Origin of the sequence: Cellulosimicrobium sp. CpK407, assembly GCF_051844275.1 — a bacterium.
GTDB lineage: Bacteria > Actinomycetota > Actinomycetes > Actinomycetales > Cellulomonadaceae > Cellulosimicrobium > Cellulosimicrobium cellulans_G.
The window spans coordinates 1-22027 of the sequence record NZ_JBGNYC010000029.1 but is presented as its reverse complement, the minus strand read 5'-3'; the positions used below and the strand labels follow the sequence as shown (position 1 = coordinate 22027).

Sequence of the window (22027 nt, the reverse complement as noted above, 5' to 3'; positions counted from 1 at the left end):
CGCCGCCCGAACCCGGGGTCCTTCCTCACGATCGTCACGACGTGGGGAGGGACCCCGGGTTCGGCGCGCCCGACGGCGGACGTCGGCGCCGGAGTCAGCGCACCGGGGCCGCGGGCTCGGGCGGGGTCCAGCCCATCGCGGCGCGCGCCCCGCGCGTGACCGCGGAGGCCGGGGTCAGGCGCATGAGCCCGTTCCGGACGGTCTGCCGCCAGCCACCGCCGAGGTGCGAGCCGAAGCGACCCGTCGCGACCGATGCCCGGGCGAGCGCCCGGCACCGGGGCCGGCGCGCGGCGTCGTACCCCGCGAGCGCCAAGGCGAGCCGACCGCCCGCCGCGACGGGCGACCCGACCAGGAGGCCGACGCACAGCCCGTCCTCCAGCGCCGTCGCCGCACCCTGCCCCATCGTCGGGAGCGTGCCGTGCGCGGCGTCGCCGACCAGGACGACGCGGCCCGTCGCGTAGCGCGGGAGGCCGCCGGGCAGGTGGTGCACGTCGTGGCGCAGGACGGCGTCCGGCGACGTCGCGGCGAGGACCTCCTGCACCGGCGGCGCCCACCCGGCGAACCGCTCACGGGCCGCGCCCAGCTCGTCGTCCAGCCGCGTCCGCTCGGGCATCGCGACGTAGCCGTACCAGTAGGTCTCGTCGGCGGCGGTGCGCAGCAGGCCGAACTCCGCGTGCGCGCCCCAGTACTGGGTCAGGGCCTCCGCGCCCCAGGCACCGGGGGTGATCGCGCGCCAGCTCGAGTAGCCGCTGTACACCGGCACGCTCGCCGGGAACAGGGTCGCGCGGACGGCGCTGCGCATCCCGTCCGCGCCGACGACGAGGTCCGCCTCCCGACCCGCGACGACGGCGGGCGACCCGGCGGGGTCGCCGGGATCCAGCGCGGTCACCGGCGTCGCCGTGACGATCTCGACGCCCAGGTCGGTCGCCCGGCGGTGCAGCGCCTCGTGGAGCCGACGCCGGTGGACGCCGACCAGCCCGACGGACGCGCGCACCTCGGGGGTGCCGGGCAGCGTGAGGATCGGGCGCCCGTAGAGGTCCCACGTCCCGCCCGCCCAGGTCGCGTACCCGAGCCGGGCGACGGCGTCGTCGTCGAACCCGAGGCCGCGGAACGCCGCGACCGCGTTGCGCGACATGGCGAAACCCGCGCCGACCTCGCCCAGCGCGTGCGAGCGCTCGAGGACGGTGACGCCCCACCCCGTGCCCGCGAGAGAGATCGCGGACGCGAGACCGGCGATCCCGGCTCCGACGACGATCGCGGTAGGGGTCATGGGTGCCTCCAGGTCGACGAGCCCGAGCGCACATACCACTACGGGCGTTGCAGTACCGATGTTGCCATACTGGCAGCCATGCCGAGGACCAACCCCGGGCGGCGGGCCGCTCTCGCGGACGCCGCCGTCGCCCTCCTCGCCACGGACGGCGTGCACGGCCTCACCCATCGCACGGTCGAGCGCGCCGCAGGGCTCCCGGCGGGCACCGCGGCCAACTACGTCCGCAGCCGGGAGGAGCTGCTCGTCGCCGCGGCCGAGCGCGTCGTCGACCTGCACCTCGCCGCCATGCGGCGGATCGACCGGACACTCGACGTCTCCGGCTCCCCGGAGCCGCTGACCGAGCTCCTCGCCGCATCCCTCGAGGACGCCGTCACGACGTCGCGCGAGCGGTACCTCGCGATCTTCGAGCTCCAGCTCGAGGCGCGCCGCCGCCCGGCGCTCGCCACGGCGCTGGCGCGGCTCGGCTCCGTCGCGACCGCGTTCACCGCCGACGAGCACGCCACGCTGGGGCTCGACGTCCCGCCCGACGCGATCCCCCTGCTCGTCACCCTCTACGGCGGCGCGCTGTTCTCCCTGGTCAACGCCCCGGGAGACGTCGACCGCGAGACGACCCGCCGCCTCGCCCGCGCGATCGTGCGGGGAGCCCTCGGAGCCGACCCGTCCGCCCCGCCGACGTGATCGCCACCGCCCGCGGGCGAGGCGCTCGCGGGCCGGCAGCGCCCGGCACTCCCGCCCCGGTACCCTGGCGCGCGTGACGGCCCCACCGGCAACCCCTGCGAGCGCCACGCCGGTCCCCCAGGACCCGGTCCTGCGATCCGGCGTGCGCGTCCTCGCCGACGCCGGCCGCCTGCTGTCCCGGCACTGGCCCGCGCTCGCCGCGGTCGCGCTCCTCGCCGAGGTCGTGCACGAGCTCGCGCTGCGGGCGGCGCTCGCGGTCGCCCCGTCGTCCGGCGTGCTCGGCCTGCTCGTGCTGTGCTTCTCGCCGCTCGCGACGGTCGTCGGGATCGTCGTCATGCTGCACGTCCTGCGCCGCGAGCCGCGGACGGAGCGCGACCGCCTCGAGGTCCGGGCGCTCCTCGGCTCGATCGCGTCGGTCCTCGTCCCGTACCTCGTCATCTACGAGTTCTACGGCGGCCTCTCGTCCGACTGGCAGTCGTACATCGACTCCGCGGCGCTCGACCACGCGTTCGCGGCCGGGTCCGGGATCGAGACGGCGAGCCCGATCCCCGAGGGCTTCGGGCTCACGGTCGTGCTCGTCGTCGCGGGCGCGCTGCTCGCCCGGACGCTGCTCGAACGTCTCGCCAAGCGCGTCGACCGCGGCATCTCCGCCGCGGGCGGCGACACGCGGCGCAGCGCACGCTCGGCCGCGGTCCGCATCGCGGCGGGCTACTGCGAGGTCGTGTGGATCGTCGTCGGCGCGTTCACCGTGACAGCCGTCGTCGGCCGCGTGCGCGAGTGGTGGACGTCGCGCGTCGTCGTCGTCGAGACCACGACGTGGTGGGACGGCGTGGTGGCGCGCGTCGACGTGCTCAAGCCGCTCGCCGACGCCCTGGGCCCGACGACGTCGCTCCTCCTTGCGGGCGTCGTCACCGGCCTCGTCGTGCCGCTCGCCTGGCTCACCCTCGGCACGATCGTCTACGGCGTCGAGGCGATCGACGTCGTCGACCCCGCGCACGCGACGCAGGACGGCGGCGAGCCGGCGGGCCGCGCGACGCGCGTCGTCGACCGGTTCAACCGGACGCTCGGCGAGAGCGGCGCGCGCAGAGCGTGGGAGCTCATGCTCGACCCCGGCCGGCGGTTCGGCGGCCTCGTGGGCGCGGTCGGCATGCTGTGGCGCAGCCGGTGGAGCGCCGTGCTGCTCTTCTGCGTCGCGTTCGCCCTCCTCACGCTCGGCGAGCAGGTCGTCTACACGGCCGCGCAGGCCGTCGTCGGCCAGCCGGGCATCGTCGCCTGGCGCGCGCTCGTCGGCCCGCTCGAGATCGTCGCGACGGTCGTCGTGCAGGTGCTCACGACCGTGCTGCTCGCGGCCGCCGCGGACGCGCTGCTCGCGAGCCTCGGCCTGCCGTCGGCGCTGCGGACGCGGCGCGTTGCCCGGTCCCGGACAGCGGTCGGGGCCGGGGCCGGCACGACGACGGACGGCGCGTCAGCCGGCTGAGACCGTCGCGGACAGGTCGTCACCGGACCGGCCGTCGTCGGGCCGCCCCTCGACGAGCAGCGCCGCCGCGACGACGTCACGGATCTCGGTGTCCGTCAGCGCGTGGTCGCGTGCCAGGCGGACGAAGCGCGCCGCCGCGTCCGTCACCGCCGCACGCGACAGCATCGCGGCCGGAGCCGTCACGAGGGTCCCGACCCGTCGCCGCGTCGTGACGAGCCCGGCGGCCTCCAGGTCGCGGTAGCTCCGCGCGACCGTGCCCGGCGCGATCCCCAGGTCGTTCGCGAGCGCCCGCACCGTGGGCAGGCGCTGCCCGTCGGCGAGGTCGCCCGCCGTGACGAGGGCCGCGAGCTGGGCGCGGAGCTGCTCGTAGTGCGGCGTCGGGGAGTCCAGGTCGATGCGGACGGCGAGGCTCACGCGACCGCCCCCGCCGGCTCGCGCGCGGGCGCCGCCGTCGGCGCAGGGTCGCGGGCCGGCCAGAGCAGGACCACGACCGCCACCACCATGACCGCCAGCGCCACGAGGAGCAGGGTGTTCCCGGACTGGACGTGTCCCGGGCTGAGCCCGGGCCCCCTCCGCACGCCGTCGCCGTTCCCCAGCCCCAGCCAGCGCAACGAGAGCCCGGCCAGCGCGACGAGCCCGCCGAGCGTCAGGCCCAGGACGAGCTGGGTCGCACGCTCGACGCGGCGGGCGACCCGGCGGCGCAGCCACATGTCCCACCGCTCGTCCACGTCCTCGACCGCCGGTCGCGACGCGACGAGGCGCAGCACCACCTCCGAGGCCACGACGGCGACGACCGTCCCGACCAGGAGCGGCACCGTCCACAGCCACCCGGGGAAGGGTGCGACCGTGTACGCCTCGTACCGGCCGACGACGCGGGAGATCGAGCGCGGGCCGTCGGACAGGAGGCCGAACGCCACGCTCGCGACGACGAGGCCCCCGGCCCAGGTCCACGTCAGGCGACGGGTGAGCGTCGGGACGACGTCGGCCGTCGAGCGCGCGACGAGCCGCGCCTCGCGCTGGCGGTGGGTCGGGCGCGGCCACGTGAGCTCGCCCACCGCGTGGACGGCGAGGGCGCCGACGAGCGCGACGAGCGGCAGCACCGCCGTCGTCCGCGCGCCGAGCGGGACGAGCCCGAGGTACCAGTACAGCGACGGCAGCAGGATCCCCGCGGCGACGAGCAGACCCGAGCCGGCGCTCGTCACCGCGGAGTGCCGCACCGCGCGCCGCCCCGCCGAGCTCGGGACGACGGCACGTCGGCCGTCCCACCACAGGAGCCCGGCGACAACGGCCGCGGCGAGCAGCGCGACGTCGACCGCGAGAGCGACGGGGGACGGCAACGGGTTCCCCAGCATCCACGACACCCAGCTCATGTCCACCTCCGTCAGAGATTATTGATCATGAACTATGATCATTCAGCAGAGGCTTGTCAACCGTCTCGTCGGGGTGCGGACCGTCAGGCCGCGTCAGGGACGGGCAGCGACCAGTAGGCGGGGAGCAGCTCCGGCTCGACGAGACGCACCTCGGCGGGCACGGCGTCGTCGGGCGTGAGGAAGTACTGCGTGCTGCGGCTCGAGACGGCGCCCGTGCAGACGGGGGCCTCGGGGAACGGCATGCCCGGGAGCGCCGACGCGCCCGCCGTGAACTCGCGCGCGGCGTCGTCGAGGAGCACGACCTCGCACGACGAGTACGTCTCCTCCTCGCTCGCCGGGGCAGCGGGCGCGTCCGACCGCAGCGACACGTCGGCGGCCCAGAGCGTGTAGCCGTCGGGCGCCTCGATGCGGTCCCCGTACCCGTCGTCGAGCCAGTCGACCTCCTCGAGCCCGGCGAGTCGCGCCCGGACGTCGCCGACCTGCGCCCAGCCCTCGGCGTCGGCCGTGTGGGCGCGGTGCGGCGCCGACGCCCACCACCCCTGCACCGCGTCGGAGCGCCACGTGAGGGTGCCGAGCGCCGCGAGCGCCCCCGCCAGCACGACGAGCCACCACCGGTTCGCGCGCCACCATCCCACGCTCCCGCTCATCCGTCCCACCCCCCGGGGACGAGCGCGGGCCGCACCACGTCGACGACGGCGTCGGCCGCGGGCCGCTCCAGGCGACCGAGGTCGATCTCGGCGACCGCCTGCGGGCGGTCGATGTCCGCGTCGTCGTGCTCCGTGAGGACCCGCAGCACGACGTCCCCGTCGAGCGCCCGCGCGGGCACCTCGACGACCACGGTCCCGGCCTCGGGGACGTCCGGGTCCACGAACGTGCTCATCATCGTGTTGCTCGCGCGGTGCGACGCCGCGTGGTCGCGCCCCGCGGCGTCGCGCAGCTCGAGCACCTCGATGCCGGCCTCCTTCGTGGTGCCGGACACCGCGAGATCGACGGCGACCCACGCGCCGTCGGTCGTCAGCGTGTCGAACCCGTCCTCGAGCACCGTGCCCGTGCGCACGTCGTCGACGCGCACGCGCAGCGGGCCCGCGGTGACGACCTCGCCGACGCCGCCGCGCGTCGTCGTCGCCGTGAGCGTGGGCCACCACGTGTCGACGCGCGCCACCGCGGCCCCGACGCCCACGGCGAGGAGGAGCAGGACGACGGTCACGACGACGTCCGCACGCCGCGGGCGCACGGGCGCGGCGGGCTCACCGGCGGTCGCGGGATCGCCCGCGGTCGCCGGGGTGGTCGCCGTGTCCACGGTGGGCTCGGTCACCACGCCTCCTCGTCCTCGGGCGGGTCCACGATCTCCGGCGGGACGTCGCCGGGCGGGACGTCCACGAGCACCACGGCGCCCGTCTCGGCCCACCGGCGCCCGCCGCCGACCGTCATGTCGCGGTAGCGGAAGCTCGGGACGGTGACGGTGAGCGGCTCGTCGGGGGCGGCGGACGTCGCGCCGCCCTCGGGGACCGTCACAGGCCACAGCAGGGCGACGTCCTCGGCCAGGCCCGGCTGCAGCTCGGGGTAGACCGAGGCGTCGCGCACGAGCAGCGTCGGGTCCGGGCGGTCCGGTTCCGCGTCGCCCGCGAGCGCCAGCCCGCCCGGCAGCGCGTCGGGGAGCGTCTCGGCGGTGCGGTCCAGACGTCGGGGCTCGCGGTCGGTGTCCAGCGCACCCACCACCACGACCAGCCACGCGTCGGCGCCGGAGTCCTCGAGCGCGGAGACCTGCACGGCGTCCGTCACGGACCACGACCGCACCGTCAGGTCGAACGGTCCCGTCGGGACGGGCTCCCCCGCGGCGGCGTGGGCGGGCCCCGCCTCGGCGGCGACGTGCCGCGCGAACCCGCCGGCCGCCGCCGTCCCCGCCACGAGGCCGAGCACGACCGCCAACGCGACACGGCGGGGCCACGTCCCGACGACCGCGCGGAGCAGCGGGATGCTGCGGGCGGCCCTCGGCGCGGTCGACGTCACGGCGCGCATCCTACGGGGCGAGCGGCGTGCCCGTCAGGCCCCGCGGACCAGGAGCGTCGTGACGGGTCCCATGACGATCGCGTACATCAACGCGAAGAACAGCGTGTGCAGCAGGACGAACAGGAGCGCGGCGCGCACGGCGCCCCGGGCCCGGAAGTGCGTGCCGAGCTTGCGCACGAACTCGACGGGGTGGGCCAGGTCCCAGCTGTTGAAGCGCACGTACCGGCCCAGGTAGATGCCCACGGACACGAGCGCGAGCACGACGAGCACGGCGATCCACGAGGACGCGTGCCGGAACGGGTCGTCGTCGTTCGGGTACAGCACGAGGGCGAGCAGCGCCTGCGCGAGGAAGACGTTGACGACCGTGTTCATGGCGCCCGACATCGCGAGCGTGAGCACGGCGACGATGTCGTACCAGAGCGGGACGTCCTCGCCCTCCTGCCGGTGGCTGTAGTTGAGCTCCGTGACGAGGTACCCCGCGTTGGGCAGCAGCAGGAGCCACACGAGGAACCCCGCTCCCGCGACCGTGAGGACCACCCACGGCGGGGCGCCGCCCGCGATGAGCACGGCGTCGAGGACGACGACGAGCCCGAGGACGATGACGGGCGCGATCGACAGCCCGATGTTGAGCAGCATCGGCCGGTACAGGCGCGTGCGGTAGAGCGGGGCGCGCAGCACCACGAGGGCGAGCGCGTACACGTTGAGCAGGGCCACGCCCCCGAAGAGCCAGTCGAGCACGCCCCCACGGTACGGGTGGTTCGCCGCGCGGGGCGCGACGAGCGTCGTTAGCGTGGAGTCGCTCGACGCAACGACCTCCCCGTGCCCGACGACGGGCACCTCCCACCAGGAGTCGCCATGGCGCAGCAGCACGCGAGCGGGACCGCGGGCCCCGCCCCGACGACGACCTCCTCGTCCACCTCCCCGACCCTGATGCTCGTCCTCGCGACGATCGGGTTCGCCGTGAACTTCTGGGCATGGGCCCTCATCAGCCCGCTGGGCGCGGCGTACGGGCAGCTCTACCACCTCACCGACGTCCAGGTGTCCGTCCTCGTCGCCGTCCCGGTCGTCGTCGGCTCCCTCGGGCGCATCCCCGTGGGCGCGCTCACCGACCGCTACGGCGCGCGCATCATGTTCCCGCTGGTCAGCGCCCTGACGATCCTGCCCGTGCTGTTCGTCGGGCTCGTCGCGGACAGCTTCGTCGCGCTGCTCGTCGGCGGCTTCTTCCTCGGCCTCGGCGGGACGGCCTTCGCCGTCGGCGTCCCGTTCGTCAACGCCTGGTACCCGCCCGCGCGCCGCGGCACCGCCGTCGGGATCTTCGGCATGGGCATGGGCGGCACCGCGATCTCCGCCTTCACCACCGTGCGCATCCGCGACGCGTGGGGCGACGCCGCGCCGTTCCTCCTCGTCGCCGCCGTCCTCGCCGTGTTCGCCGTCGTGTCGTGGCTCCTGCTGCGCGTCCCGCCCGGCCGCGCGACCGCCCCCGCGGGCGGGTTCTGGGCCCGCACCTGGGCGACGTTCCGCCTGCCCGCCACCCTCCAGCTCTCCTGGCTGTACGCCGTCGGGTTCGGCGGGTTCGTCGCGTTCTCCGTCTACCTGCCGACGTTCCTCGTCAACGCCTACGACCTCACCGCGTCCGATGCCGCCGCCCGCACCGCGGGGTTCGTCGTGCTCGCCGTCCTCATGCGGCCCGTCGGGGGCGCGCTGTCCGACCGGTTCGGCGGCGTGCCCGTCTCCGTCGGGTGCTTCGCCGTCGTCACGGCGCTCGCCGCGGTCGTCGCGTTCCAGCCGTCGCTCGTGCCGGTCGGGACGATCGCGTTCCTCGGCCTCGCCGCCGCGCTCGGCGCGTCGTCGGGCGCGACGTTCGCCCTCGTCTCGAAGGTCGCGCCGGTCGAGAAGGTCGGGGCGGTCACGGGCCTCGTGGGCGCGGCGGGCGGCCTCGGCGGGTTCATCCCGCCGCTGCTCATGGGCGTCGTCTACCAGCTCGAGGGCACCTACGGCCTCGGCTTCGCGCTCCTCGCGCTCACCGCTCTCCTCACCCTGTTGTTCACCCTCGGCCCCGTCCGCCGCGCCGCCGCGACGTAGCGACCCGCGGCCTCGATGGTGGCCGGGGTCGCCATCTCGACCCGGGAGTCGCCATCTCGACGGGGGGTCACACCCGGAGCGCCTCGCTCGGTTGGATGCGGCGCGCGCGCAGGGAGGCCGCTACCCCGCCGAGCACCCCGACGACGACGCCACCCGCGACCGCGACCGGGACGTGTCCCAGGTCGAGGACCGGGGTCCAGCGTCGGGCGATGGTGATCGCCAGGAGGGCGGCGACTCCCGTGGCCGCGCCTGCGACGCCGCCGACGACACCCACGAGCGCGGCCTCCGTCATGACGAGCCGGCTCACGTGGCGCGCCTGGGCGCCGATCGCGCGCCGCATCCCGATCTCCCGGGAGCGTTCGAGCACGGACATCGTCATCGCGCTCGTCAGGGAGACGACCGAGGCGAGGATCGCTACCCCCGTGAGGACGAGGAGGATCGTCCGGACGTCGTTCTCGATCTCCCCGCGCAGGCCGCGAGGGTCGGGCGGCGCGACGATCGTGAACGCCTCGGGTGTGCTGGGCCGCAGCACGAGGGGGGCCTGCGCCGCGACCTGCTGGGCTGCGCCGGTCGCGGTGAAGACGTAGACCTCGTGCTCCGCGGCGGGTCGCAGCGCGGCCGCGACGTCGACGGGCACGAGGACCGCCTGGATGACGTTCGTGACGCGATAGCCCTGGTCGACGATGCCGCGCACCACGAACGACCGTCCGTCGAGCACGACCTGCGGGCGCGCGCTGAGCGGCCCGAGACCGAGCCGGTCGGCGATCGCCCGCCCGAGCAGCACCTCGCCGTCCCCGAGCGGGCCCGGCGTCCCGCCTGCCCAGTCGACGCCGAGCTCCGCGGCATGGTCGATGCCGTCGCCGACGCCGAGCAGGAAGGCGTCCGGCACGCTGGCGGCCTCGCCCGGCAGGGCGACCGTCATCATCCCGTTCCGGGACACGAGCGCCGCGGCGTCCACACCGGGCAGGTCCGCGAGCCGGGCGACGGCCTCCCCGGGCACGCCCGGCGCGGTCCCGTCGACGACGACGGGCAGCCCCGCCTCGGCAGCGGCGAGGGGCATCGTCAGGGTCACGGCCCGGTTGAGCCGGGCGTCGAACCGCTCGGAGACCTGGGCCTGCGCCGACGCCGAGAGACCGACCGTCGTCAGGGCCAGGGCCACCCCGACCGCGACGGAGGCCGCGAGCGTGGCGGTGCGGCCGCGTCGGGAGGCGACCGACGCGGCCGCGTCACGGACCACCGTGCGGAACCCGACCCGGTGTCGTGCCCGACGTCGGTCCTCGCCCCCGGCCGGTCCCGTCGCCTCCGGCGACGGCCCGGCGAGCAGCAGGTCGAGGCCCGCGACCGCCGTGGTGGCGGTGCCGACGCCCTCGGCCGCACCTGCACCGACGCCTCCGGTGTCGGTGACGACGAGGCCGTCGCGCACCACGAGCCGCCGCTGCGCGCGAGCCGCGATCTCCGGCGAGTGGGTGACGAGCACGACCGTCGTGCCGGTGCGGTGCAGGTCGGTGAGAAGCTCCAGCACGGACTCCGACGTCGCGGTGTCGAGGTTGCCGGTCGGCTCGTCGGCCACGATCGTCCCAGACCCGACCGAGAGCGCACGCGCGATCGCGACGCGCTGCCGCTGCCCGCCCGACAGGTCGCTGGCGCGACGGTGCGCGGTCTCCGAGAGCCCGACACGGTCGAGCGCCTCCAGCGCCCTGAGGCGACGCTCGTCGGCGGGCACGCCGGCGTAGAGCATGCCGAGCTCGACGTTGTCCACGACCGTCCGGTGGTCCATGAGGTGGAACCCCTGGAACACGAAGCCGAACGTCTCCCCGCGCAGGCGCGCCCGCTCACGCTCCCCGAGGGAGGCGACGTCCCGGCCGTCGAGCCGGTACGTGCCCGAGGTCGGCGCGTCCAGGAGGGCGAGGATGTTGAGGAGCGTCGACTTGCCGCTGCCGGAAGGGCCCTCGACGGCGAGGAACTCCCCCGGGCCGATCCTCAGGTCGACCCCTCGCAGCGCCTCGACCGGCTGCGCGCCCGGGTACGTCTTGGTGACCCCCGCGAGGTCGAACGTCGTCACTCGACCTTCACCTCGTCGCCCGCCGACAGGGCGTCGGCGGTGACGGGTTCGACGGCGCTGGTCCCGCCCAGGCGCCCGAGCTCGCGGACCTCGACCTCGCGGAACGAGCCGTCGGACTCGCGCCGCTGGACGACGGCGGTGCCGTCGGAGTGCACGGCGACGGCACGGGCCGGGACACGCAGGGCCTCGTCGGCCACCGCGGACACCGTGATCGTCGTGAGCACGTTCGCCCCCAGCCACGTGCTGTCGATCGGCTGCGCCGCCACCAACGGCACCCCGACCTCGACCGGGGCCGCCTCGTCCCCCGTCGCCGTCGGCGGGGCGGGGATCGCGCCGAGCGTGGCGTCGAGCACCGTGCCGTCGGGGCCGGAGAGCGTCGCGGTCATCCCCTCGCCGAGGACGGGAAGGACCGAGACCGCCACCTTCGCCTGCGCGACGACGGCACCCTGGCCCAGGGTGATCGTCGCGTTCTCGGCCGTGAGCACGTCCCCCACGTCCGGCGTCGTGCCGACGACGGCGGGCAGCGAGCCCGTGACGACGAGCTCGCCGCGCGGCACGACCACGAGCTGCGCGGGGGCCGCCGGCGCGACGGAGCCGGTCGTGCCGTCGACCGGAGCGGCCGGGTCGGTGCCTGTGCCGTCGGTCGGAGCAACCTCAGATACCGCATCGCCGGTGGACGGCGCCGGCGCGTTCTGACCCGGCGTCTGCAACTCGTCGGCGGGCGCCTCGCGGGTGGTCGGCTCGTACCCGATGTCCTTGTAGAGGGCGCGCACGGCCTGGGCAGTCTGCGGGCCGAACTCCCCCAGGCCGCCCACGCGGTAGCCGAGGTCACGCAGGAACCGCTGGAGCTGCTCGACGTCCGGGCCGGTCGCTCCCTCGACGAGGTCGCGGTAGTACGGGAACGCCCCGGTGGTGGCGATGACGGGACGGCCGCTGACCTCCAGCACGACAGCGCCCGCCCGCAGCTCGGAACCCGCCGGGACCCCGACAGCCGTCACCACGGACTGGTCACCGCTCCCGGCGGCGACCTGGACGCTTGCCGCCGACTCGCGCACGACGTCCGACCGCGCAGTGATCTGCTCCGACAGCGCACCGAAGGTCACCGTCGCCACGATGTCACCGGGCGGCGGAGGTGCCGCGTTCGCGGCGACCTGTGCCGGGGACTGGAAGCTCGCCGCCGCGAACCACCCGCCCACGAGCCCCCCGACGAGGAGGACGGTCACGACCGCCCCGACGACGACGCGGCGGCGAGGAATCACCCGACCCCCGCCCCGTCCAAGATCTCCCGGGACTGCTTCTCGAAGGCATTCTTCTCCTCGAGGAGCGTGGCCAGCGCGTCCTCGTTCTCCGCGACGACCGTCGTCTGACGCTCCCACTCCGCGTCGTACAGCGCCTGCGCGTAGCCGGAGCTCTCCTGGCACTCGGCGTCGAACGTCGCGAGCCGGATCTCCTCCGCCTTCTGCTCCGGCGTCCGCTCGTTCTCCATACCGTCGGCGATCTCGCCGAACGACGCGCTCATCGTCTCGGTCGGCGTCCCGCCGTCCTCGCCGTTCGGGCTCGGCGGGAGGTCGGTGACGCCGAGCGGCTGCATGCACGTCACCCACTTCTCGGCTGCCGCCACGACCGCGGGATCCAGGGCCGCGCCGTTCCAGGCCGACGCGCCGAGGCCGGCGAGGGCGTTGTTGATCCGCATGCCTTCCGTGGGCAGCTCTTCTCGCGCCTCGTCGACGCACGCCCAGAACTGCTCGTCCTGTTCCGGCGACCAGGACATCGACTCCTCGCTCGCCGCCCTGATGATGGCGGCGTTCGGGTCGGGCGCCCCGCTGTACCCCCACCGCGCGGCCGTCTCGACGTTGAACAGCCGTCGCCCACCGAGCGACATGGACTCCGAACGCACCGAGACGTCGACCTGCGGACGCTGATAATCGAAGCCCTCGTCCCGCATGCACGCCTCGACCAGCACGCCCTCCGCGGCGTCGCCGAGGGCGTTGTCGACCCTGTACGCGTCCAGGGGCATCACCCACTTCAGCCGGTTCTTTTCACCGTCGCCCGGCGCCGCCGCCTCGACCGATCCTGCCGCTGTTTCGTGATCGCGTTCCAAACCCCCGTCGGCCTCCATCGTTCCGCATCCCGCGACGACAAAGCAGAAGACCGCCCCACCGACAACCCCGGACAACGCTCGAACTCGCATCGCAGCTCTCAACCCCTTCAGACTTCGGCACCCGTGACCCGGGGACGTGGTGGGGCGGGGCTGTCGATGTCGTCATGTTCGACAGCCCCACGACCACCCACTACGACTACTTGCACCCGTACTCGACCGAGCCGAACGCCCCCGAGAGCAGTTCGTCGTTGAACCCAGCGGGAGCATTCCCTCCGCTGTCGCCCAAGTTGCCGTCGCCCGACCCGGGCTTGAGGCCGAAGGAAGGGCCCTGATAACCCGGGTTGATGTAGTAGAAGGCGTACTCGTACCTGCCCTTGTTGGAGACCGAGCTCACTGAGTAGCCACCGTTACCGCCGACGCCCGCGTACGTACGCCAAGAGAAGTCGTACTGGCACTCGAAGAAGGAGAAGTGACCGGCCTCGACCGAGCCCGTCCGGTAGCCGGTGTCTCGCCACTGGCACGAATACCCCAACGGGCAATCGGCCGTGGCTGCCGTCGCCGGTACCGCCAGGCCGACGCTGCCACCGAGTGCCAGCAGACCTGTGGTGACCAGGCCAATGATCGTTCGCTTCATCGCGTCTCCCTGCTTTCGGCCCCCCTGCTGAGGGCGAACGGGGCCAACCGTCGCAGATCGACCATCGGGCGCATAAGGGTTCTCACCATCTGGACCGTTTGCGGCCACCCCCTGCGTTCCGGGTGGAGTCGGGCACTAATTCAGACCACGTCGTCAGGGGTGCGCTCCATGGACCTGTGCAGGACCAGTCGCGGAGCCGTGGGCGACGAGGCGCGGGAGGACGAACCAGAGGCCGACGAGCAGGACGAGCGCGCAGCCGCTCGACCACAGCGCCGCGGTGCGGTTCACGACGACGTCGACCACGAGCAGGACCGTCCCCGTGACGACGAACGCGAGGACGAGCACGCCGACCCGGGCGATGCGGTCGCTCAGGGTGACGAGCGCCGTCTTGCGGTGCTTGCGGAACAGCGCGCGGTGCAGGCTCACGGGCGTGACGAACAGGCCGGTGGACAGCACGGCGAGTGCCACGAGGGTGAGGTAGACACCGGTCTGGAACGAGTCGAGGTCGCCGAAGCGCTGCTGGAACGGCAGCGTGAGCAGGAACCCCGTGAGGATCTGCACGCCCATCTGCATGACGCGCAGCTCCTGGAGCAGCTCGGCCCAGTTGCGGTCGGACCGTTCGTCGGCCGACTCGTCACGCCCGTCGCTGACCTGCGTGGTCATGAGTCCTCCCTCGCGCCGCCCCTGGGCTAATCTTCCTTCTGCTGGGGTCAGGAATCGGCTCCGTCCTGATCGATCTCCGGGGACCCCCATCGATGGACGCTGTCCTGCCCTCCGACGTCGCGGAACCCGACGACGTCGTCCCTCCGGCTCTCGCCGACCTCCTCGCCGCACTCGGCCCGGGTGACCCCCAGCCGGTCGGGCGCTTCCGCGTCGACGTCGCCACGGACACGTGGTGGTGGTCGGACGAGGTGTACGAGATGCACGGCTTCGCGCCCGGCGAGGTCGTCCCGACGACGGCGCTCGTCCTGTCCCACAAGCACCCCGAGGACCGGGAGCGCGTCGCGAGCGAGCTCGCGCACGCGGCGCGCACCGGGGAGCCGTTCGGGTCCATGCACCGCATCGTGGACGCGACGGGCCGGACTCGCACGCTCGCCGTGGCCGCGCAGGGCCGCCGCCTCGACGGCGGGGCCCCGTGGGCGGCCGTCGTGGGGTACTTCGTCGACCTGACGACCGCGCACGAGGAGGCGGCCCGGCGCGAGGCGACGGCGTCGATCCGCGCCGCGGACGCGTCACGCTCGGTGATCGAGCAGGCCAAGGGCGTCCTCATGACGGCGTTCGCGATCGGACCGGACGACGCGTTCGAGCTGCTGCGACGTCGCTCGAACGACGCGAACGTGCCCGTGCGCGAGCTCGCGCGCCGGCTGGTCGCGGCCGTCGTCGACGGGAGCGTCGCGGGCGCGGGCGGAGGCGCGCTCGACGAGACTGCCCGACGTCGCATCGACCGGCTCCTCGGAGGTGCGGACGACGGCACGCCCGCGGGCGCGCTCGACTGACCGACGGACCGTCCGGACCGGCCCGCGGCGCGAGGCCCGCCGGGGACGGCCTCGCCTCAGTCGGCCCCGACCCCCGGGATGCGCCGCGTCTCGACGATGTGGCGCGCGATGTCGACGAGCTTGATGTTCGCGTCCTGGGACACGCGGCTCATCACCGCGAACGCGCGCCCGGCCGTGAGCGAGTAGCGCTCCATGATGATGCCCTGCGCCTGCCCGATGAGGGTGCGCGTCTGGACGGCGGACTGGAGCTGCTCCTCGGTGCGCGCGGCGGAGATCGCGGCAGCAGCGACGGCAGCGAACGTCGACGCGAGGTGGTAGTCGTCGGGCCCGAAGGCGTCGGGCGACGTCGAGTACATGTTGAGCGCGCCGTGCGCGTTCTCCGACGTGTAGAGCTGCACGCACAGCATCGACCGGACCCCGAGCTCGCGCGCGACGGCGGGCGCCCAGAGCGGCCAGCGCACGTCGGACTCGATGTCGCCCGACTCGACCAGCGCGTGGTCGTGGACGGCGTCCAGGCACGGCCCCTCGTGGAGCTCGTACTGGAGCGCGTCGCCCCGCGCGACGAGCGGGTCGGACACCGCGGGGCTCTCGATCCGCCCGCGCGTGACGAGCGAGATGCCCGCGGACTCGCACCCCTCGACCATGGAGACCGCGAGCTCGACGACGCGGTCGAGCGTCTGCTGGAGGGTCGGCTCGTCGGCCAGCGCCCGCGCGGCGTCCGCGACAAGCCCGGCGACGCTCTGGTCCTCGACGCCGCCCACGATCTCGGGCAACCCGGCGACGCCCCCCGTCTGCGGGGCGGGGACGGTGGCTCCCGGACCCGCCGGCATGCCGACCGTGCCCTGCTCGACGCTCTGCTCGATGCTCGTCATCTCGGCCTCCTCACGGGTCCCCCGGGCCCCAGCGTAGGCCGCGCTCACAGCGACCGGTACCCAGAGAGACGGGCCGCGACGTCGTGCGCGGCCCGCCTCACCGGTGGTGCCGGAGGCCCCGCCCGGGCAGGGCGCCCGGACGGGTCGGGGGCGGTGGCCGTCTCGCCCGCACAGGGCGTGGCGGCTGGTGTCCCTGGGGCACCGTCGCTCTCGCGGCGGACCCGCCCCCGGGCAGGCGCGGACGCCTGCCCTCCGACCCTCCCGGGCGGGTCGCGGCCCTCGGCCGATCCGTCCGCGGCCCGCACGGGGAGGTCTCTTCCAGGCCCTAGAACACGGGCTTGCCTCCCGTCACCCCGAGGACTGTGCCGGAGACGTAGCTCGCGTCCGTCGGGGAGGCGAGGAAGACGAACGCCGGCGCGACCTCCGCGGGCTGCCCGGCCCGCCCGAGCGGCGTGTCCTGGCCGAACGTCTCGATCTTCTCCTCCGGCTGGGTGGCCGGTTGGAGCGGGGTCCAGATGGGTCCGGGAGCGACGGCGTTGACCCGGATGCCCCGCGGCCCGAGCTCCGCCGCGAGGTTCACCGTGAGGTTGTTGATCGCGGCCTTGGTCGACGCGTAGTCGAGCAGCGACGTCGAGGGCTGGAACGCCTGGATCGACGAGTTGTTGACGATCGCCGACCCCTCCCCCAGGTGCTCGAGCGCCGACTGGGTGACCCAGAGCAGCGCGTAGAGGTTCGTCTTGAGGACGCGGTCGATCTCCGCGGTCGTGACGTCCTCGATGGACTCGCGCCGCGCCATCTGGAACCCGGCGTTGTTGACGAGGACGTCGAGCCCGCCGAGCTCCGCGACGGCGCGCCCGGGCAGGTCGCGGGCGGTCGCCTCGTCGGTCAGGTCGCCGGGCAGGAGGGCGCACGTGCGGCCCGCCTCGCGGACCCAGCGCGCCGTCTCCTCGGCGTCCTCCTGCTCCTCGGGCAGGTAGCCGATCGCGACGTCCGCGCCCTCGCGCGCGTAGGCGATCGCGACCGCGCGGCCGATGCCCGAGTCGCCGCCCGTCACGAGCGCGCGCAGACCCTCGAGCCGCCCGCTCCCCCGGTACGACTCCTCGCCGTGGTCGGGCGCCGGGTCCATGGGCCTCGTGAGGCCGGGCGGCTCCTGCTGCTGGGCCGGGAAGGCCGTCTCGTCCGTCATGTCGTCCCTCCGTTCCGTCGGGGTCCTCTGCTCCGGCTCACGAGCGCGCGGGCTCGCGGCGGCGGGCGAGCTGGGCGTCGTGCGCGCGGGGCCGGGCGACCGGGCGCACGGCGGCGAGCGCCCCCGCGACCGTCGCCTCGGCCGTCGGGCCCACCCCGCCGGCCTTGCTCAGCGCGCGCATGACCTGCGTCGCCGTCTCCTGGACCGGGACGCCCGCCTCGCCCGCCGCCTCGGCGAGGAGCTGGCCGGCCGCGACGTCGTCGACGCCGTGCACGGCCATGAGCACGCCCTTGACCTGCTCGACGGCGGCCTGGCTGACGAACGCGCGCGTCACGGCGCGCTGCGACTCGCGCTCCAGCGCCTCCTTGTGGGTCGGGCTGACGTCGACGACGTAGCCCGCGATCTCGACGACCCGGCCGCGAGCGTCCCGGCGGCCCTGGCCCGTCACGACGACCGAGCGGGCCTTGCCGTGCCCGTCGACGATGCGGTGCGCGCACGAGAAGGGGCGGCCGGAGCGGATCGCGTCCGTCGCGGCGCGGACGACGCGGGCCCGGTCGTCCGGGTGCTTGCGCGAGCGCAGCGCGTCCAGGCTCGGCTCGACGTCCCCCGGCGTCCAGCCGTGCATCGTGTACACCTCGTCCGACCACCACCAGGTCCCGGTGCCGAGCTCGACGCGGTACTGCCCCACGAGCAGGTGCGTGCCCACGGCGAGCACCTCGGCGAGGGCTGCGGGGCGCACGGGAGCGGTCTGCTCGGGGCTGGGGGTGGTGGTCGCGGAGATCGAGGCCATGGTGTCCTCCCAAAGTTCGGGGGGCTGCGGGCCGCTTCATGACTCCGCCTCCAACCTAGCCCACTCGTCCGGAGTCGGCACCCGGGCTCCGCTACGGTGCGGGCATGACCCGCGAGCCGCGCCGGACGATCGCCCAGCACGCCGACGACGCGCTCGCGCTCGTCCGCCCGACGCCGTCGACGGACGTCCCGCTCGAGGACGCGGTCGGGGCGGTCCTCGCGGCGGACGTCGTCTCGACGCTCGACGCACCCGCGTTCGACGCGTCCGCGATGGACGGGTACGCGGTGCGGTCGGAGGACGTGGCCGGGGCCACGACGGCGTCGCCGGTCGCGCTGCGCGTGGTCGGCGACGTCGCGGCGGGGGCACCGGGGCTCGACGCCCTCCTCGGGGTCGGCGAGGCGGTCCGGGTCATGACCGGGGCGCCGGTGCCGCGCGGCGCCGACCTCGTGGTCCCGGTCGAGCGCACGTCGACCGGGCGGTTCACGCCGGGGGCGGCCGGGAGCGGCCCCGCGACCGTCGAGGTCCACGACGCGTCGCGCAGCAACGTGCGGGCGCGGGGCGAGGACGTGCGCCGCGGTGACGTGGTCGTGGAGGCGGGAGCCGTGCTGACGGCTCGGCACGTCTCGGTCGCGGCGTCCGCGGGGCACGCGACCGTACCGGTGCACCGCGCGCCCCGCGTCGCGGTGCTCTCCACGGGCAGCGAGCTCGTCGCGCCGGGGACCGCGCCGGGGCCGGGTCGGATCCCCGACTCCAACTCCGTCCTCCTTTCCGCGTCGGCGCGCGCGGCCGGGGCGCACGTCGTGCGGCGGGGCGCGGTCGGCGACACGGCCGCCGCGCTCGTCGCGGCCCTCGACGACCTGCTGGGTGCGTTCGACGGCGCCCCGCCCGACCTCCTCGTCAGCACGGGAGGGGTGAGCGCGGGTGCATTCGACGTCGTGCGCGAGATCCTCGACCCCGCGACGCGCGCCGGGACGGCGTGGGAGGGCGCCGTCGCCGACGCGCGGCTCGTCGCCGTCGGGATGCAGCCCGGCAAGCCGCAGGGCCTCGCGCGGTGGCGCGGCGTCCCGTGGCTCGCGCTGCCCGGCAACCCCGTGAGCGCGTTCGTGTCGTTCGAGCTGTTCGTGCGCCCCGTCCTGGACCGCCTGCGGGGCGTCCCCGGGCAGGGGCGTGCGCTCGTCGGCCGCGTCGCCGCCGAGGGCTGGTCCTCGCCGGCGGGCCGCGAGCAGCTCGTGCTCGTGCGGCACACCGCGGCCGACGGCGCCCGCGTCGTCCCGGCCGGCCGGCACCGCGACCGCGGGGCGGACCCCGCGGAGGCGCGGGGGTCCGGCTCGCACCGCGTGAGCGCGCTCGCGCACGCCGACGCGCTCGCCGTCGTCGGCGCGGACGTCACGTCGGTCGAGCCCGGCGACGCCGTCCGGGTCCTGCTCCTGGACTGATCGTCGGGAACCCTCTCCGCACGCGCGTGCGAGAGTGGCGCCATGAGCCCCACGCACGACTTCACGCACCTGGACGAGCGCGGCCACGCCCGCATGGTCGACGTCACCGCCAAGCAGCCCACCGTCCGTTCCGCGACGGCGACCGGCGTCGTGCGGTGCTCGCCGGAGATCGTCGCGGCGCTGCGCGACGGCACCGTCCCCAAGGGCGACGTGCTCGCCGTCGCGCGCATCGCGGGCATCGCGGGCGCCAAGCGCACAGCGGAGCTGCTGCCGCTCGCGCACGTCATCGGGGTGCACGGCGCGGTCGTCGACCTCGTCGTGGGCGACCACGGCGTCGACGTCACCGCGACCGTGCGCACCGCCGACCGCACGGGCGTCGAGATGGAGGCACTCACCGCCGTGGCCGTCGCGGGCCTCGCGGTCGTCGACATGGTCAAGGGGCTCGACAAGTCCGTCGAGCTCACGGACGTGCGCCTCGTCGCCAAGACCGGGGGCAAGTCCGGCGACTGGCACCGCGAGCCGTGACGGAACCCCGCCCGGCGTTCGCCTTCGACGCCCTCGTGCTGGCCGGAGGTCGCGCGGCGCGGCTCGGGACGCCCAAGCCGGGCGTCGTCGTCGGGAGCCGTCCCCTGCTGGAGCACGCGCTCGCGGCGACCGCCGGCGCGGTGCGGACCGTCGTCGTCGGGCCGGACGAGCTCGCCGACCCCGCCCGCTACGCCCTGACGCGCGAGGACCCGCCCTTCGGGGGGCCCGTCGCGGGCATCGCGGCCGGGCTGGCGGCCCTGCCCGGGCCTGACGACGGCGGCGCGGCCTGGGTGCTCGTGCTCGCGTGCGACGTCCCCCGGGCCGCGGAGGCGGTGCCCGCGCTGCTCGCCGCGGCGCGCCGGCGGACAGGCGAGGTCGCCGTGCACGCGGTGCGCGGCGGGCGCGACCAGTGGCTCGTGGGGCTCTACGAGCGGGCCGCGCTCCAGGGCGCGCTCGACGCCCTGCCCGCGCTGCACGGAGCCTCGGTGCGCCGCCTGCTCGCGGGACTGCCCGCGCTCGCCGTCCCCGACGAGGACGGCGCCACCGACGACGTCGACACGTGGGAGGATGCCCGCGAGCAGGACCGCCGCCTGGGCGCGGGTGCGGAACCGGCGCCCGACGACACCCCCGACGACAGCAGGAGGCCACGATGACGAACTTGGAGCGCTGGGTCGACGCGCTGGCGGGCGACCTCGACCTCGACCCCCAGGTGGTGGACATCGGCGCGATCCTCGACCTCGCGCGCGACGCCGCGCACGGCATCGAGCGTCCGGCCGCGCCCCTCACGACGTTCGTCGCGGGCTACGTCGCCGGGCTGGCCGCGCACGACGGCTCGGGCCGTACCGTGCAGGACGTCCTGGACCGCGCCGCCGAGCTCGCGCTCGCGTGGACGCCGGAGCCCGAGCTGCCCAGCACGGCGGCGGCCGAGACGCAGGACTGACCGATGGTGACCGTCCGCTACTTCGCCGGGGCGCGCGACGCCGCCGGCACCGAGACGGAGAGCGTCGACGCGACGACGGCCGGCGAGCTGCACGCCGCGCTCGTCGCCCGCCACCCCGCCCTGGCGGACGTGCTCCCCCGCTGCTCGCTCCTCGTCGGCGGCATCCGCGCGTCCACCGACGCCACCCCGATCGGTACGGACGAGACGGTCGACGTCCTGCCCCCGTTCGCAGGCGGCTGACCCGGCCCCGCGCCGAGCAGGCACGGATCGCCTGGTGTCAGTGGTCGCCGCCGTCGAGCTGGGTGAGGACGTGCGGGAGGAGCGGCTCCAGGACCGCCCAGCCGTCGCGCACGCCGCCCGTCGAGCCGGGCAGGTTCACGACGAGCACCCGGCCTTCCGGGCCCGACGCGATCCCCGCGAGCCCGCGCGACAGCACGGCGGCCGGCACGTGCGCGGCGCCGCGCCGGCGCAGCTCCTCCGCGACGCCGGGGAGCTCCTGCGCCAGGACCTCGCGCGTCCCCTCGGGCGTGAGGTCGCGCGGCCCGACGCCGGTCCCGCCGGTCGTGAGCACGACGCGCGCTCCCCCGGCCACGGCCCGGTCGACGGCATCGCGGACGGAGGCGACGCCGTCGGGCACGAGGTCCGTGACGACCGGCCAGCCCGCCGCCTCCAGGAGCCCCGCGAGGAGCGGGCCCGAGCGGTCCTCCGCCTCGCCGCGCGAGCAGCGGTCGGACACGGTGACGACGGCGACGGTCGCGTCCGCGGCCGGTCCGGTGGCTTGGCTCATGGCGCCACGGTAGCGACCCGCGTGGCCGGGTAGGGCGGGGTGTCGGGCGCGTCGCGCTCGGCGCGCGCGATCCGCCCGTTCTGGGCATAGTGGCTGTGGACCGACCCGCCGTCCCTGCTCGCCCAGGAGGCCCGCATGTCGTACGTGTCCGTGCCGTCAGCGCTGCCGGTGCGTGGGCCCTCGCGACCGCTCCGTGCCCGGCCCTCGACGTCCGGCGGCGGGCGAGCGGCATGACGACGACGTCGGACGGTCCCGTCGAGGACGCGCTGCTGCGGCTCGGCAAGCACCTGCGGCGCGGGCAGGTGTCCGAT

26 protein-coding genes are annotated in these 22027 nt (G+C 75.4%); 9 read left to right on the top strand and 17 right to left on the bottom strand.

Annotated features, from left to right (window positions below):
• Positions 1-94 precede the first annotated feature (94 nt).
• On the bottom strand, positions 95-1270 hold the full coding sequence (locus tag ABWU78_RS13340) for an FAD-dependent monooxygenase (RefSeq protein WP_439158683.1): 1176 nt from the start codon (positions 1268-1270) through the stop codon (positions 95-97).
• 78 nt (positions 1271-1348) lie between these two features.
• Here ABWU78_RS13340 and ABWU78_RS13335 point away from each other — a divergent pair, with 78 nt between their 5' ends.
• Positions 1349-1948 (top strand): TetR/AcrR family transcriptional regulator, encoded by a 600-nt coding sequence (locus ABWU78_RS13335; RefSeq protein WP_253054204.1) that lies wholly within the window; start codon positions 1349-1351, stop codon positions 1946-1948.
• Between the two features lie 73 nt (positions 1949-2021).
• Complete coding sequence (locus tag ABWU78_RS13330) at positions 2022-3425, top strand: hypothetical protein (RefSeq protein ID WP_439158682.1); 1404 nt, start codon at positions 2022-2024, stop codon at positions 3423-3425.
• Here ABWU78_RS13330 and ABWU78_RS13325 read toward each other — a convergent pair.
• The 6 genes from ABWU78_RS13325 to ABWU78_RS13300 all read right to left on the bottom strand — a co-directional run bounded on the left by ABWU78_RS13325 (position 3414) and on the right by ABWU78_RS13300 (position 7675).
• On the bottom strand, positions 3414-3839 hold the full coding sequence (locus tag ABWU78_RS13325) for a GntR family transcriptional regulator (RefSeq protein ID WP_439158681.1): 426 nt from the start codon (positions 3837-3839) through the stop codon (positions 3414-3416). The genes ABWU78_RS13330 and ABWU78_RS13325 overlap by 12 nt on opposite strands.
• Positions 3836-4795: a hypothetical protein gene (locus ABWU78_RS13320; protein WP_439158680.1), complete on the bottom strand. Its 960-nt coding sequence runs from the start codon at positions 4793-4795 to the stop codon at positions 3836-3838. Before ABWU78_RS13320 ends, ABWU78_RS13325 begins: the two co-directional genes overlap by 4 nt.
• An 83-nt stretch (positions 4796-4878) precedes the next feature.
• Positions 4879-5442: a hypothetical protein gene (locus ABWU78_RS13315; protein ID WP_439158679.1), complete on the bottom strand. Its 564-nt coding sequence runs from the start codon at positions 5440-5442 to the stop codon at positions 4879-4881.
• Positions 5439-6110: a hypothetical protein gene (locus ABWU78_RS13310; protein WP_439158678.1), complete on the bottom strand. Its 672-nt coding sequence runs from the start codon at positions 6108-6110 to the stop codon at positions 5439-5441. The genes ABWU78_RS13315 and ABWU78_RS13310 overlap by 4 nt, the downstream gene beginning before the upstream one ends.
• Complete coding sequence (locus ABWU78_RS13305) at positions 6107-6805, bottom strand: hypothetical protein (protein ID WP_439158677.1); 699 nt, start codon at positions 6803-6805, stop codon at positions 6107-6109. Before ABWU78_RS13305 ends, ABWU78_RS13310 begins: the two co-directional genes overlap by 4 nt.
• Positions 6806-6838: 33 nt before the next feature.
• Positions 6839-7675, bottom strand: a complete 837-nt coding sequence (locus tag ABWU78_RS13300) for a DUF1361 domain-containing protein (RefSeq protein ID WP_439158676.1) — start codon at positions 7673-7675, stop codon at positions 6839-6841.
• On the opposite strand from ABWU78_RS13300, the gene ABWU78_RS13295 reads away from it, so the two are divergent.
• Positions 7661-8887: an MFS transporter gene (locus ABWU78_RS13295; protein ID WP_353708264.1), complete on the top strand. Its 1227-nt coding sequence runs from the start codon at positions 7661-7663 to the stop codon at positions 8885-8887. The genes ABWU78_RS13300 and ABWU78_RS13295 overlap by 15 nt on opposite strands.
• Positions 8888-8954: 67 nt before the next feature.
• Here the strand turns inward: ABWU78_RS13295 and ABWU78_RS13290 are convergent, their stop codons facing one another.
• The 5 genes from ABWU78_RS13290 to ABWU78_RS13270 all read right to left on the bottom strand — a co-directional run bounded on the left by ABWU78_RS13290 (position 8955) and on the right by ABWU78_RS13270 (position 14347).
• A complete protein-coding gene (locus ABWU78_RS13290; protein ID WP_253054222.1) occupies positions 8955-10949 on the bottom strand; it encodes an ABC transporter ATP-binding protein/permease in 1995 nt (664 codons plus the stop codon).
• Positions 10946-12208: a peptidoglycan-binding protein gene (locus ABWU78_RS13285; protein WP_439158675.1), complete on the bottom strand. Its 1263-nt coding sequence runs from the start codon at positions 12206-12208 to the stop codon at positions 10946-10948. The genes ABWU78_RS13290 and ABWU78_RS13285 overlap by 4 nt, the downstream gene beginning before the upstream one ends.
• A complete protein-coding gene (locus ABWU78_RS13280; protein WP_439158674.1) occupies positions 12205-12966 on the bottom strand; it encodes a hypothetical protein in 762 nt (253 codons plus the stop codon). The genes ABWU78_RS13285 and ABWU78_RS13280 overlap by 4 nt, the downstream gene beginning before the upstream one ends.
• 280 nt (positions 12967-13246) lie before the next feature.
• Positions 13247-13684 (bottom strand): hypothetical protein, encoded by a 438-nt coding sequence (locus ABWU78_RS13275; protein ID WP_253054228.1) that lies wholly within the window; start codon positions 13682-13684, stop codon positions 13247-13249.
• 153 nt (positions 13685-13837) lie between these two features.
• The gene (locus ABWU78_RS13270; RefSeq protein WP_253054230.1) at positions 13838-14347 is read right to left on the bottom strand and encodes a DUF6328 family protein; all 510 of its coding nucleotides are present in this window, start codon (positions 14345-14347) and stop codon (positions 13838-13840) included.
• Between the two features lie 92 nt (positions 14348-14439).
• Between ABWU78_RS13270 and ABWU78_RS13265 the strand changes: the two genes are divergently transcribed.
• Positions 14440-15180, top strand: coding sequence for a PAS and ANTAR domain-containing protein (locus ABWU78_RS13265; protein ID WP_439158673.1), 741 nt, complete (start codon positions 14440-14442; stop codon positions 15178-15180).
• A gap of 56 nt (positions 15181-15236) precedes the next feature.
• Here ABWU78_RS13265 and ABWU78_RS13260 read toward each other — a convergent pair whose 3' ends face one another.
• From ABWU78_RS13260 to ABWU78_RS13250, 3 genes are all read right to left on the bottom strand, one after another.
• Positions 15237-16052, bottom strand: coding sequence for a GAF and ANTAR domain-containing protein (locus ABWU78_RS13260; RefSeq protein ID WP_439158672.1), 816 nt, complete (start codon positions 16050-16052; stop codon positions 15237-15239).
• A 325-nt stretch (positions 16053-16377) separates the two neighbouring features.
• Positions 16378-17238: an SDR family oxidoreductase gene (locus tag ABWU78_RS13255; protein WP_353708260.1), complete on the bottom strand. Its 861-nt coding sequence runs from the start codon at positions 17236-17238 to the stop codon at positions 16378-16380.
• A 37-nt stretch (positions 17239-17275) separates the two neighbouring features.
• A complete protein-coding gene (locus tag ABWU78_RS13250; RefSeq protein WP_353708259.1) occupies positions 17276-18028 on the bottom strand; it encodes a PAS and ANTAR domain-containing protein in 753 nt (250 codons plus the stop codon).
• 104 nt (positions 18029-18132) lie between these two features.
• Here ABWU78_RS13250 and ABWU78_RS13245 point away from each other — a divergent pair, with 104 nt between their 5' ends.
• Genes ABWU78_RS13245 through ABWU78_RS13225 form a run of 5 tightly spaced genes read left to right on the top strand, consistent with a single transcriptional unit; the run spans position 18133 to position 21169 of the window.
• Positions 18133-19464, top strand: coding sequence for a molybdopterin molybdotransferase MoeA (locus ABWU78_RS13245; protein WP_439158671.1), 1332 nt, complete (start codon positions 18133-18135; stop codon positions 19462-19464).
• Positions 19465-19506: 42 nt separating this feature from the next.
• Positions 19507-19989 carry a cyclic pyranopterin monophosphate synthase MoaC gene (gene moaC / locus ABWU78_RS13240; protein ID WP_047233669.1) on the top strand — a complete coding sequence of 161 codons (483 nt, stop codon included), beginning with the start codon at positions 19507-19509 and terminating at the stop codon, positions 19987-19989.
• Positions 19986-20642, top strand: coding sequence for a molybdenum cofactor guanylyltransferase (gene mobA, locus ABWU78_RS13235; RefSeq protein WP_439158670.1), 657 nt, complete (start codon positions 19986-19988; stop codon positions 20640-20642). The genes moaC and mobA overlap by 4 nt, the downstream gene beginning before the upstream one ends.
• Positions 20639-20929, top strand: a complete 291-nt coding sequence (locus ABWU78_RS13230) for a DUF6457 domain-containing protein (RefSeq protein WP_253054244.1) — start codon at positions 20639-20641, stop codon at positions 20927-20929. The genes mobA and ABWU78_RS13230 overlap by 4 nt, the downstream gene beginning before the upstream one ends.
• A 3-nt stretch (positions 20930-20932) precedes the next feature.
• Complete coding sequence (locus ABWU78_RS13225; protein WP_253054246.1) at positions 20933-21169, top strand: MoaD/ThiS family protein; 237 nt, start codon at positions 20933-20935, stop codon at positions 21167-21169.
• 37 nt (positions 21170-21206) lie between these two features.
• On the opposite strand, the gene ABWU78_RS13220 is transcribed toward ABWU78_RS13225, so the two are convergent.
• Together ABWU78_RS13220 and ABWU78_RS13215 are read right to left on the bottom strand one after the other, a co-directional pair.
• Positions 21207-21716 carry a MogA/MoaB family molybdenum cofactor biosynthesis protein gene (locus ABWU78_RS13220; RefSeq protein ID WP_253054248.1) on the bottom strand — a complete coding sequence of 170 codons (510 nt, stop codon included), beginning with the start codon at positions 21714-21716 and terminating at the stop codon, positions 21207-21209.
• Positions 21713-22027: hypothetical protein (locus ABWU78_RS13215; protein WP_439158669.1), on the bottom strand; the 315-nt coding region annotated here is incomplete at its 5' end. The genes ABWU78_RS13215 and ABWU78_RS13220, both read right to left, overlap by 4 nt.